2 protein-coding genes are annotated in these 13,686 nt (G+C 72.7%); both read left to right on the top strand.

Features of this window, described 5'->3' with window-relative positions; all coding sequences use genetic code 11:
• The first annotated feature begins 78 nt into the window (after nucleotides 1–78).
• Nucleotides 79–6,108, top strand: coding sequence for an amino acid adenylation domain-containing protein (locus DFR69_RS10340; protein WP_110037549.1), 6,030 nt, complete (start codon nucleotides 79–81; stop codon nucleotides 6,106–6,108).
• Between the two features lie 227 nt (nucleotides 6,109–6,335).
• A complete protein-coding gene (locus DFR69_RS10335) occupies nucleotides 6,336–13,646 on the top strand; it encodes a non-ribosomal peptide synthetase (RefSeq protein WP_244198190.1) in 7,311 nt (2,436 codons plus the stop codon).
• Nucleotides 13,647–13,686: the final 40 nt, after the last annotated feature.

Genomic DNA, 13,686 nt, shown 5'->3' with positions numbered 1-13,686 from the left:
GTCTTCGACAGCGACACAACGATGTTCGGTGATGGGTGAGGTGGAATCGCGATGACACGACCGGTACGGACCCGCCCGGTGCGCACACGCCCCACCCGGGTGACCGCGCTGCCGCAGCTGCTGGCCACCGCCGTGGAGACCAACCCCGACGGTGTCGCGGTGGTCCTCGCCGACGCCACGCGCGCCCTCGGGAGCCTGAGCTACGCCGAACTCGACGAGCGCTCCAGCCGCATCGCGCGGCTGCTCATCGCGCGCGGCATCGGTGCGGGGGACCTGGTGGCGATCGGCATCCCGCGCTCGATCGAGTCGGTGCTCGCGGTGTGGGCGGTCGCCAAGACCGGCGCCGGTTTCGTGCCCGTGGACCCGAACTATCCGCCGGATCGCGTGGCGCACATGGTGTCCGACTCCGGCGCCGTCTTCGGACTGACCGTGTCGAAGGTCGCCGGGCAACTGCCCGCGCGGGTCGACTGGCTCGCCATCGACGACGACGCCATGGCCGACGAGTTCGCCGGTGACCCGGTGACCAATGCCGATCGGGTGCGCCAGATCCGCGCGGAGGATCTCGCCTACGTCATCTACACCTCGGGCTCGACCGGCCTGCCCAAGGGCGTTGCCGTCTCCCAGGCCGGGCTGGCCGGCTTCTGCGCCGAACAGCGGCTGCACTACGGCGTCGAATCCGATTCCCGGACCCTGCATTTCGCCTCGCCCTCGTTCGACGCCTCGGTGCTGGAGCTGCTGCTGGCGGTCGGCGCGGGCGCGACCATGGTGATCGTCGACCCGAGCGTGTACGGCGGTGACGACCTGGCTGCGCTGCTGCGCCGGGAACGGGTGAGCCACGCGTTCATCACCCCGGCCGCGCTCGCCTCCATCGACCCCGCCGGACTCGACGACTTCCGGGTGGTGGCGGTCGGCGGTGAGGCGTGTCCGCCGGATCTGCTGCGCCGCTGGGCGATTCCACTCGCCGACGGCGGGCTGCGGCAGTTCCACAATGTCTACGGCCCCACCGAGACGACCATCGTCACCAATATCAGTGTGCCGCTGAAGTCCGGTGACCCGCTCACCATCGGTGGTCCGCTGCGGGGGGTCGCCGAATACGTTCTCGACGACCGGCTGCGGCCGGTGCCGCCCGGCGTCACGGGCGAGCTGTACATCACCGGTGCCCAGCTCACGCGCGGCTATCACGCCAGGCCCGGCCTCACCGCCTCGCGCTATGTCTCGAACCCGTTCGACCCGGCCGGTTCCCGGCTCTACCGCACGGGTGACCTGGTCCGCTGGACCGCTGACGGTGCGCTGGACTACGTGGGCCGCAACGACTTCCAGGTGAAGATCCGCGGCTTCCGGATCGAACTCGGCGAGATCGACGCCGTGCTCTCCGCGCACGAGAGCCTCGACTTCGCCGCCACCGTCGGCCACGAACTCGACAGTGGCGCCACGATTCTCGTTTCCTACGTGCACGCGGCGCCCGGCGCGACGGTCGATGCGGCCGCGCTCACGGGGTTCGCCGAGCGCAGCCTGCCCGCGCACATGGTGCCGACGGTGGTGATGGAACTCGACACCATCCCGCTGACACCCGTGGGCAAGCTGGATCGCCGCGCACTGCCCGCGCCGGTGCTGGAGCACGCCGAATTCCGCGCGCCCGCGACGCCGGTGGAACAGATCGTCGCCGGGACCTTCGCGCAGGTGCTCGATGTCGGCGCCGACACCCAGCTCGGGCTCGACGACGACTTCTTCGCCCTCGGCGGCAACTCCCTGCTCGCCACCCAGGTCGCGGCCCGGCTCGGCGCCGCGCTCGACACCGACTTCCCTGTCCGCCTGCTGTTCGAGGCGCCCACGGTGGAGGAGCTGGCGCGCAGGCTCGCCGAGTCCGCGGGCGCCGGTGCGCGGCCCGCGCTGGTGGCGGGGGAGCGGCCGGAGCGGATTCCGCTCTCGCTGGCCCAGCAGCGCATGTGGTTCCTCAACCAGTTCGATCCCGAATCTGTCGCCTACAACATCCCCATGGCGGTGCGGCTCGGTGGCGCCATCGACGTCGAGGCGCTGCGGGCCGCCGTGGGTGACCTGGTCGCCCGGCACGAGACGCTGCGCACGATCTACCCCGAGACCGACGACGGCCCCATCCAGCGCGTACTGCCGGAATCGGCGGCGACCCCGCAGCTCGAGGTCCGCCGGATCGAGGCCGCCGAGCTGGACGCGGCGATGCACGCGCTCGGCGCGTCCGGGTTCGACGTGCGCGCCCAGGTGCCGCTGCGGGTCGCCCTGTTCGAGCTCGGGCCCGAGGAGTCGGTGCTGGCCGTGGTGGTGCACCACATCGCCGGTGACGGCTCCTCGCTCACCCCGCTGACCAGGGACCTCATGCTCGCCTACGCCGCGCGCTCGGCGGGCTCGGCGCCGGCCTGGGAGCCGCTGGCGGTGCAGTACGCCGACTACGCGCTGTGGCAGCGGGCGCTGCTCGGCAGCGAGGAGGACCCGGATTCGCTCGCCTCGGCCCAGCTCGCCTACTGGCGCGCGGCGCTGGCGGGACTGCCCGATCAGCTCGATCTACCCACGGACCGACCTCGACCCGCCGTGCAGTCCTTCGCGGGCCGTCGGGTGCCGATCGAGATCGACGCCGAGACCCATCGCGCGCTGCTCGCGCTGGCCCGCGGCCAGGGCGCGACGCTGTTCATGGTGGTGCACACCGCGCTCGCGGTGACGCTGGCCCGGCTGGCAGGCACCGACGACCTCGCGATCGGCACGCCCATCGCGGGCCGTGGCGAGGCCGCGCTCGACGCCCTGATCGGCATGTTCGTCAACACCCTCGTCTTCCGCACGACCCTGCGCCCCGGCGAGCCGTTCACCGACCTGCTCGCCCGCCAGCGCGACACCGATCTGCAGGTCTTCGCGCACGCAGACCTGCCGTTCGAGCGGCTCGTCGAGGCGATCAACCCCGCCCGCTCCACCGCGCGGCACCCGCTGTTCCAGGTGGGCCTGTCGTTCCAGAACCTCACCCGCACCGGCCTCGAACTCGGCGAACTCGCCGTCGACGCGGTGGACGTGGATCTGTCGGTCTCGCAGTTCGACCTGCACGCGATCATCGCCGACACCTACGACGCCGACGGCGTCGCGCAGGGCATCAACGGCGTCTTCACCTACGCCACCGACCTTTTCGACGAGACCACCGCCCGGGACTTCGCCGACCGTTTCGCCCGCGTCCTCGCCGCCGTCGCCGCCGCGCCGCAGCGCCCCGCCGACGAGCTCGAGCTGCTCTCGGCGCCCGAGCGCGACCGAATCCTGCACGGCTGGAACGCCACCGGCCATCCGGTGCGGCCCGCGACCCTCGCGTCGCTGTTCGCCGACACCGCCGCCGCCCATCCGGACGGCACCGCCGTGCTCGCGCCGGACGGGGCCGCGCTGACCTACCGCGAGTTCGCCGGGCGGGTGCATCGGCTGGCCCGGCATCTCATCGCCCAGGGCATTGGCGTCGAAGACCGTGTCGCACTGGCTATCCCGCGCTCGGTCGAGCTGGTCGTCGCCATGTACGCCGTCGCCCAGACGGGCGCGGCCTACGTCCCGATCGACCCCACCCAGCCGGCCGACCGCATCGGCCACGTCCTCACCACCGCCGCACCAGTCCTGGTGCTGACAACCGCGGACTCCGGTCTGGACAGTGCTGCCTCGCCGTCGGCGACCGGCACCGGACCGACCGGGCACACGGGCACGGCCGAGCATCGGGTGCAGTCGTTCGGCGGCTCGGCCGACTCCGCTGCCGCCCCATCAGTCGAAAGGGTCGCTCCGCCCGCAGGATTCGCCGGTCCCACGCGAGTCGTCGAGATCGACGCCCTCGACCTGTCCGGCCTTTCGGGCGCGCCGATCGCCGCGAACGAGCGTCGTGGCGTGCTGCGTCCGGCGAACACGGCGTACGTGATCTTCACGTCCGGTTCCACGGGCACACCCAAGGGCGTCGCCGTCTCGCACGGGGCGATCGTCAACCAGTTGCTGTGGAAGACCGAGGCTTTCGGGCTCGGACGCGACGATTCGGTGCTGCTGAAGACGGCGGCGACCTTCGATCTGTCGGTGTGGGAGTTCTGGTCGGCGGCGGTCTGCGGCGGCACGCTGGTGATCGCCGCCCCCGACGGGCACCGCGATCCCGGGTACCTGCTCGGTGTCCTCGCGCGGTGCGCGGTGACCACCCTGCACGTCGTGCCCTCGATGCTCGACGCGCTGCTCATCGAAGCGGGCGGCGCGCTGCCGCGCACGCTGCGCCGGGTGCTCGCCATCGGTGAGGCGCTGCCCGCCGCGACGGCGCAGCGCTTCGTCACGGGCAATCAGGCCGCGCTGCACAACCTGTACGGTCCGACCGAGGCCGCGGTCTCCATTACCGATCACCGCGTGACGGCGGCCGATCGCACCACGGTGCCGATCGGCGCCCCCGAATGGAACAGCCGCGTCTACGTCCTCGACGCGCGCCTGCGCCCGGTGCCGGTGGGTGTCTCCGGTGAGCTGTACCTCGCCGGCGCGCAGCTGGCCCGCGGCTACTTCGCGCGCCCCGATCTCACCGCGGACCGCTTCGTCGCCGACCCGTTCGCCGGATCCGGTGGCTCCGCCGATCGTCGCGGTGACGACCCTCGCGCCGAGTCCGGTGGCTCCGCTGCGAACCCACCCGGCGGCGGTTCCGAGCGAGCGGCGCGCCCGCACGGCGCCAGGATGTACCGCACCGGCGACCTGGTGGCCTGGACCGCCGACGGCGAGCTGGAGTATCGCGGCCGCACCGACTTCCAGGTGAAGATCCGCGGGTTCCGCATCGAACTCGGCGAGATCGAAGCCGCGCTGCTGGCCGTGCCGACGGTCGCCAACGCCGCCGTGCTGGCGCAGTCCGATCCGCGGCTCGGCGACCGGCTCGTGGCCTACGTGGTCCCCGCGCCGGACGCCGAGATCACCGCAGCGAGTGTGAAGGCCGCCGTGGGGCAGGTGCTGCCCTCGTACATGGTGCCCGCCGCCTTCGTCGTCCTCGACCGGCTGCCGTTGAACGCGAACGGCAAGCTCGACCGGGCCGCCCTGCCCGCGCCGGCGATCGAGCCGCGCACCTACCGCGAACCGGTGGGCGAGAACGAGATCGCCGTGGCCGAGGTCTTCGGCGAGGTCCTCGGGGTCCAGCGGCCCGGCCGCGACGACGACTTCTTCTCCCTCGGCGGCAACTCGCTGCTGGCCACCAGGGTCGTGCACCGGTTGCGCGAGCGCACCGGTACCGAACTCACCGTGGCCGCCTTCTTCGCCGACCCGACCGTCACCGGCCTCGCCGACCGGCTCGGCGCCGGGTCGGCGGCGCTCGGCGGCGACCTCGACGCGGCGCTGGCGACCACGTTGCCGCTGCGCCGTGGCGGGGATGTGGCACCGCTGTTCTGCCTGCATCCGGTATCCGGGTTGGCGTGGGCGTACGCGGGCCTGGCCCCGCACCTGCCCGAGGACCGGCCGATCATCGGCCTGCAGTCACCGGCCCTGCGCGACCCGGACTTCCGGCCCGCCTCGGCCGACGAGCTGATCGAGCACTACCTCACCGAGATCAGGGCGGCCCAGCCGCACGGCCCGTACCACCTGCTCGGCTGGTCGCTGGGCGGCGTGCTCGCCCAGGCCGTGGCGACCAGGCTGCAAGCCGCGGGCGAACAGGTGGCGACGCTGAGCATGCTCGACAGCTTGCCCGGCGCCGACCTGGCCGACTTCGGCGCCGAACTCCGGGACGCCTTCCGCGAACTCGGCATCCCCGAGCAGCAGCTGCCCGCGCCCGAACGGCTCGCGGCCCTCGGCGACGACGCCCTCGCCGCCCTGCACGCGGCGCTGGCCGGTTCGACCCCGATCTCCTTGGCGCGCTTCGTCGGCATGTACCGGGGTGCGCTGCACACGGTCGCTACGGTTACCCAACTGACGCCCGATCGTTTCGTGGGTGATCTCACCTACTTCACGGCGCTGCGGACGACGGGCGACGCGGCGGGTGGCGCCTCCAGGTGGCGGCCGTACGTCAGCGGCGTCATCGCCGATCACCCGGTCGACGCCAGTCATCAACAGATGCTGTCGCCGGTGGCCCTCGCCACTGTCGGACCGGTAACCGCGCAGGTCATGGGCATCTCGGGCGGGTAGGGCCGAAGCTCCGCGTAACAGGCCACGGGCAGATTACGATTCTGTTGCTACAGAGTCGGTGTGTCGTGGCGCACACCTCGGCGACGAGCGGCGACAGCAGTTAGGTGTGACTATGCTGTGTCCGACTCGGCCGCCGGACGCGAGAGGTGTATTGGTCTGTGGAAACCCCCCGCCGCACTGGCCGTGCCGGCCGTCGACGCATCGCCGGCACGCCTTTGTTCGGTCAGTTGCTCACGGCAGCGGTCGAATCCGCGGCCGAGTCGATAGCTGTCCGCTACAACCCGACGGGGATGCCGGGCGCCGAGCGCCAGCTCACCTACCGTGAACTCGACGAGGAATCCTCGCGTCTGGCCAGGGAACTCATCGATCGCGGCGTCGGCGCGGGCGACGTGGTGGCCCTCGCGATCGCGCGGTCCATCGAGTCGGTGCTCGCGGTCTGGGCGATCGCCAAGACCGGCGCCGCCTATGTGCCTGTCGACCCGGCCTATCCGCGCGAGCGCATCGCCCACATCGTCGCCGACTCCGGCGCGGTGCTCGGGCTGACCGTCGCCGCGCACCGGCCGACCCTCGGCACCGGTCTGTACTGGATCGAACTCGACGATCCGGTGGTCGCCCAGCGCATCTCCGCCCGGCCCGCGCACGCGGTGAGCTACGCCGACCGGGTGCGTCAGATCGACGACCGGCACCCGGCCTACGTCATCTACACCTCCGGTTCCACCGGCAGGCCCAAGGGCGTCGTCGTCACGCACGCGGGGCTCGCCTCGCTCGCCGGCGCCGAGCGCGAACACTTCGGCGTGCGGCCGGAATCGCGCGTGCTGCACGTTTGCTCGCCGAATTTCGATGTCTCCGTGCTGGAACTGCTGCTGGCGTTCACCGCGGGCGCGACCCTGGTGATCTCGCCGCCGCGGATCTTCGGCGGCTTCGAACTGTCGGATCTGCTGCGCCGCGAACACATCACGCACCTGCTGATCACGCCGGGCGCGCTCGAATCGGTGGACCCGGCCGGGCTGCCGGATCTGCGGGTCGTCGTGGTCGCCGGTGACCGGTTCGGGCCGGAACTGGTCGGGCGCTGGGCCACCGAGGGCCGCACCTTCCACAACGGCTACGGGCCGACCGAGGCGACCATCCTCGCCACCAGCACCGGGCCGCTGCACCCGCACGCGCCGATCACGCTCGGCGGGGCCGTGCCCGGCATGGGGCTGTACGTGCTCGACGCCCGTTTGCGGCCGGTGCCCGCGGGGGTCGTCGGCGAGCTGTACCTGTCCGGTCCCGCACTGGCCCAGGGTTATCTGGGCAGGCCGGGGCTCACCGCGGAACGCTTCGTCGCCTCGCCGTTCGGCGAGGGCAGGCTCTACCGCACCGGCGACCTGGTGCGCAGGCTGGAGGCCGACGGCACCCTCGAATACCTCGGCCGCACCGACTTCCAGGTGAAGGTGCGCGGCTTCCGCATCGAGCTCGGCGAGATCGACAACGCCCTCACGGCGCATCCCGACCTCGACTACGCGGTGACCGTCGGCAAGACCATGCCCTCGGGGGCCACCGCGCTGGTGTCGTACGTGCTGCCCCGCGTCGGTCGCACGGTCGACACCGGGGAGCTGGCGGAGTTCCTGTCCGGATCGTTGCCCGCGTACATGATCCCGGCCGTGATGATGGTGCTCGACGAGCTGCCGCTGACCCCGGTCGGCAAGCTCGACCGGGCCGCGCTGCCGACCCCGGTGTTCACCGCGCGCGGCTTCCGCGCCCCCGCCACGCCCGCCGAACAGGTGGTCGCGGACGTATTCGCCGCGCTGTTGCTGCGTGACGGCGCAGGCCGCGTCGGCGCCGACGACGACTTCTTCGAACTCGGCGGCGACTCGTTGCTGGCCGCGCAGGCCGTCGCCAGGATCGGCGCCGCGCTGGACGTGCGCGTGCCGGTGCAGGCGGTCTTCGAGGCGCCGACCGTGGCCGCGCTGGCCCTCAAGGCCGAACAGCAACGGCTCTCGGCGCACACGCTCCCGCTGACCAGACAGCACCGGCCCGAGCTGATCCCGCTGTCCTATGCCCAGCAGCGGATGTGGTTCCTGAACCGCTTCGATCCCGATTCCGCGGTGGACAACATCCCCGTCGCGGTACGGCTCTCCGGTCGGCTCGACCTGCCCGCCCTGCGCGCGGCGGTCACCGACCTGGTCACCCGGCACGAGGTCCTGCGCACCGTCTACCCGGCGCGCGACAGCGGTACCGGCGAGGCGTGGGCCCGCCCCGATGCCCTGGTGCTCGACGGCGAAGGCCACCAGGTGGTCCTCGCGCCGGGAGATCCGGCCGCGGCCCCGGAGTTCGAGATCCGCGAGATCTCCGAGAGCGAGCTGGGCGACGCCATCGCTGACGCCGCGCTGACCGGCTTCGACGTCACCACCGCCCCGCCGGTGCGCGTGCGGGTCCTGGCGATCGCCGAATCGCGCGCCGACACCGACGGCGAGTCCGCGGCGACCGAACACGTCGTGGTCTGCGTGGTGCACCACATCGCCGCCGACGGTTTCTCCTTCGCGCCGCTGACCAGGGACCTGCTGGCCGCCTACGCCGAACGGCGCGGGGGCGGCGCGCCGCACTGGCCGCCGCTGCCCGTGCAGTACGTCGACTACACGCTGTGGCAGCGCGCGCTGCTCGGCGCCGAGGACGACCCGAACTCGCTGCTCGCCGCGCAGGTCGCGTTCTGGCGGCAGACCCTGTCGGGCCTGCCCGAACAGCTGGAACTGCCCGCCGACCGCCCGCGTCCGGCCGTCGCCAGCCGGTCCGGCGGCACCCTGCGCATCCAGGTGCCCGCCTCGGTGCACGCCGGCCTGACCGCGCTCTCGCGCGAGCACAACGCGACGCTGTTCATGGTCGTGCACACCGCGCTGGCGCTGCTGCTGGCCCGGCTCTCCGGCACCCGCGACATCGCGATCGGGACCCCCGTCGCCGGTCGCGGCGAGCAGGCGCTCGACGAGCTGATCGGCATGTTCGTCAACACGCTCGTCCTGCGCACCGAGGTCGACCCGGCGGCGAGCTTCAGCGAGCTGCTCACCGACGTCCGGACCCGCGACCTCGCCGCGTTCGGCCACGCCGACGTGCCGTTCGAACGGCTCGTCGACCTGCTGCAGCCCGTGCGCTCGACCGCGCGGCACCCGCTGTTCCAGGTGATGCTGACCTTCCAGAACCTGGCGCGCACCGACCTGGCCCTGCCCGGGCTGGCGGTGTCGGCCGCGGACTTCGCCGTACCGCTGGCGAAATTCGACCTGCAGGTGGAGCTGGCCGAGCGGATCGGCGCCGACGGCGCGCCGCAGGGCATGGCCGCGACCTTCGTCTACGCCACCGATCTGTTCGACCACGCGACCGTCGCCGATTTCGCCGACCGCTGGACGCGGGTGCTCGCCGCCGTGGTGGCCGACCCGTCGGTGCCGGTCGGTGACATCGACGTGATGGCTCCCGGTGAACGCGAACTCGTGCTGCGCGAAGGTGATTCGCCCGGCATCGAGGTGCCCGAGGTGACCCTGGCCGACCTGATCTGCGCGCAGGCGCAGCAGCGTCCCGACGCGCTCGCGGTGCGGGCGGGGGAGTACTCGCTCACCTTCGGCGATCTGCTCGGCCGTGCCTCGGCGCTGGCCCGCGCGCTCATCGCGCACGGCGCGGGGCCGGAAACCCTGGTGGCCGTAGCGGTCCCGCGCACCGAGGAGCTGCCGGTCGCGCTGTTCGCCGTGCTGCTCGCCGGCGCGGGCTACCTGCCGATCGACACCAGCTACCCCACGCAGCGCCTCGAATACGTGCTCGGCGACGCGAAACCCACTGTGCTGCTGACCACCTCGGCCGAGCGCGGGTCGGTGCCCGCTCCCGAACTGCCGGTGGTCCTCGTCGACGCCGCGCCCGCGTATCCCAGCACCCCGCTGGCGCCCGCCGAGCGGCGCGCGCCGCTGCGGCCGGACCATCTGGCCTACGTCATCTACACCTCGGGGTCGACGGGCCTGCCCAAGGGCGTCGGCGTCAGCCACCGCAATGTGCTGGAGCTGTTCGCGAACACCCAGCTGCTGTTCGAGTTCGACGTCGACGACGTGTGGTCGGTGTTCCACTCCTTCGCCTTCGACTTCTCGGTGTGGGAACTGTGGTGCGCGCTGGCCGGTGGCGCGTCGGTGGTCGTGGTCGACCACCTCACCTCGCGGTCGCCGATCCAGTTCCGCGAGCTGCTCGAACGCGAACGGGTGACGGTGCTCAGCCAGACCCCCACCGCCTTCGCCCAGCTCGACGAGGCCGACCGCGCCGCGCAGGCCGCGGGCGCCGCCCCGCTGTCGTTGCGCTACATCGTCTTCGGCGGTGAGGCGCTCGATCCGCGCAAGCTCAGCCGGTGGTACGCCAGGTACGGAACCGGCCCCGCCGCACCGCAGTTGGTGAACATGTACGGCATCACCGAGACCACCGTGCATGTCTCGCACCTGAACATGGACGGTGGCGCGATCGAGCTGCCGAGCAGTGTGATCGGCCGTGCGCTGCCCGGTCTTTCGGTCGCCGTGCTCGACGACCGGTTGCGGCCGGTGCCGTTCGGCGTCGCCGGCGAGCTCTACATCGCGGGCCAGCAGGTGTCGCGCGGCTACCTCGGCAAGCCGGGCCTGACCGCAACGCGATTCGTCGCCGACCCGTTCGGTCCGCCCGGATCGCGGCGCTACCGCTCCGGCGACCTCGGCCGCTGGATCGGCTTCCGCGGCACGCCGGTGCTGGAGTACGGCGGGCGCGGCGATCAGCAGGTGCAGCTGCGCGGGTTCCGGATCGAGCCGGGCGAGATCGAGTCGGCGCTGCTCGGCGTGCCGGGCGTCGGCCAGGCGGCGGTCGTCGTGCGGGCCGACGAGCACGCGGGCGACCGGCTGATCGGCTATGTCGTCGGCGTCGACGGCGCGGCGCTCGACCCCGCCGGGGTCAGGGCCGCGGTCGGCGAATTCCTCACCGGCTACATGGTTCCCGACGCGGTGGTGGTACTCGACGCCCTGCCGCTGACCACCAACGGCAAGCTCGACCGGGCCGCCCTGCCCGCGCCCGAGTTCAGCGCGGTGGGCCCGTTCCGCGCGCCGACGACGCCGATCGAACTCGCGGTCGCCGAGGTCTTCGCGACGCTGCTCGGGGTGCCCGAGGTCGGCCTCGACGACGACTTCTTCGACCGCGGCGGCAACTCGCTGTTGGCCACCAGGGCCATCGCCCGCATCGACCAGGCCCTCGGCACCGACCTGGTGGTGCGCGACCTGTTCGAGGCGCCGACCGTGGCCGCGCTGGCCGCCCGGGTGCGTCCCGGCGCCGTCGCCGCGCCGCGCCCGCCGCTGGTCCCGGCGCAGGATCGCGGGGTCATCCCGCTCTCGCCCGCCCAGCAGCGGATGTGGCTGCTCAACCGGATCGACCCCGATTCGCCCGCCTACAACATCCCGCTGGCGCTGCGGCTGCGCGGCGCGCTGGACACCTCCGCGCTGCGCTACGCGGTCGCCGACGTGCTGGAACGGCACGAGGCGCTGCGCACCCGCTTCCCCGCCGACGGCCCCGACGCCGTGCCGTACCAGGAAATCATGCCGGTCAGCGCGGTCCTGCCGACCGGGCTGCCGATCGAGGAGACCGAGGACCTGCGCGACCGCGTGATGTGGCTGCTCGCAGGCGGATTCGACGTCGCCGAGCGAGTTCCCCTGCGCGCCGGGCTGTTCACCGTCCCCGACACCGACCCGCTGGCCGAGGAAGAGCACGTGCTCGCGGTCGTCGTGCAGCACATCATCGCCGACGGCGCCTCGCTGGCGCCGCTGGCGCGCGACCTGGTGATCGCCTATCGCGCGCGGGTGGAGGGCCGTTCGCCGAGCTGGGCGCCGCTGCCGGTGCAGTACGCCGACTACGCGCTGTGGCAGCGCGCGGTCCTGGGCGAGGAGAGCGACGAGAACTCCACCGCGGCAAGGCAACTCGCCTTCTGGCGGCACACCCTCGACGGCTACTCCGGCACGGTCGAACTGCCGCACGATCATCCGCGCCCGCCGCACGCCTCGCTGCGCGGCGCCGATGTGACCACCACGCTGCCCGCCGACGTGCACGCCCGGCTGGCCGAGATCGCCCGCGAGCACAACGCGTCGCTGTTCATGGTCGTGCACGCGGCGCTGGCCGTGCTGCTGGCCAGGCTGTCCGGCAGCACCGACATCGTCATCGGCACCCCGATCGCGGGGCGCGGCGAGCCCGAACTCGACGACCTGGTCGGCATGTTCGTCAACACGCTGCCGCTGCGCACCGAGGTGGCGCCGACGCGCGGCTTCGACGAGCTGGTCACCGCGGCCCGCGAGGTCGACCTGGCCGCGTTCGCCAACGCCGACCTGCCGTTCGAGCGGATCGTGGACGAGGTCGCGCCCAGCGGCACCGTCTCGCACAATCCGCTGTTCCAGGTGGTGCTCTCGTTCCACAACAACGAGACCCCGGTGCTGCGGCTGCCCGGCCTCACCATCGAGGCGATGGACCTGGCTGCCCGGCCCGCCAAGTTCGACCTGCAGGTGAACGTGGAACCGCGGCTCACGGCCACGGGGGAGCCCGACGAGCTCAACGTGGTCCTCACCTACGCCACCGACCTGTTCGACGAGCAGACCGTCGCCGCGTTCGCGCGCGGGCTGGCCGAGATCGTCACCGCCGTCGCCGCCGATCCGGCGGTGCGCGTCGGCGACATCGACCTGCGCGACGCCAGGGAGCGCGAACGCGAGCTCACCGCGGCGGCCTACGCGCCCGCGCCGTCGGCCAACGGCGCGGCCCTGGCCCAGGAGCTCGCCGCCGCCGTGGAGGAGGACCCGGAGGCGCCCGCGATCGACCTGGGCGACGCCGAGCTGACCTACCACGAATTCGACGCCAGATCGTCGCGGCTGGCGCGCTCGCTCATCGCGCGGGGCGCGGGCCCTGGCACCGGCGTCGCGGTCCGCCTCGAGCGCGGGCAGCACGCGGCCATCGCGACCTGGGCAGTGCTCAAAGCGGGCGCGGCCGTGGTGCCGATGATGACGATGGACGCCGCGCTGACCGACCGGCTCGAGGTGAAGCTCGGCCTGGCCCTCGACATCCTCGACCCGCCCGACGGCCTGGACTGGTACGACCTGGCCGACCCGGCGCTGATCGCGGAACTGGCCGCGGAATCGCCGCGCCCGATCGGCTACGCGCACCGCACCAGGGCCCTGCGGGGTGACGACGTGGCCTTCGTCGGCGGCGGCCGCACGCTGACCTACGACGAGCTGGCCGGCGCCGCCGAACGAGTGGCCCAGCGCACCGGACTCAGCTTCGAATCGCGGACGCGGGCGGCGGGTCGGCCGGATTCGGTGGCGGGCGTACTGGAGATCGTCGCGACCGGTATCGCGGGCGCGACCTTGGTGATGGCGCCGGACGACGGCGGCGAGGACGAGGTGAGCCACGTGTTCACCGAGTCGGCGGTCGCGGTGGCCGCACCCGGTGACGGCACCGGGGCGACGATCGTGGCGTTGAGTGAGATGATCGGCAACGCCGGGGTGCCGCAGCAGCGGCGCACGGCGGCGGGGATGGATGGATAGGTGCAGGTGCGCATGACTGGGCAACGGCTGGTCGGCTCCG

Source organism: Nocardia neocaledoniensis (assembly GCF_003182135.1).
Classification (GTDB): Bacteria; Actinomycetota; Actinomycetes; order Mycobacteriales; family Mycobacteriaceae; genus Nocardia; species Nocardia neocaledoniensis.
Note: the sequence above shows the minus strand (reverse complement) of the source record. Positions and strands in the feature narration are given on the sequence as shown.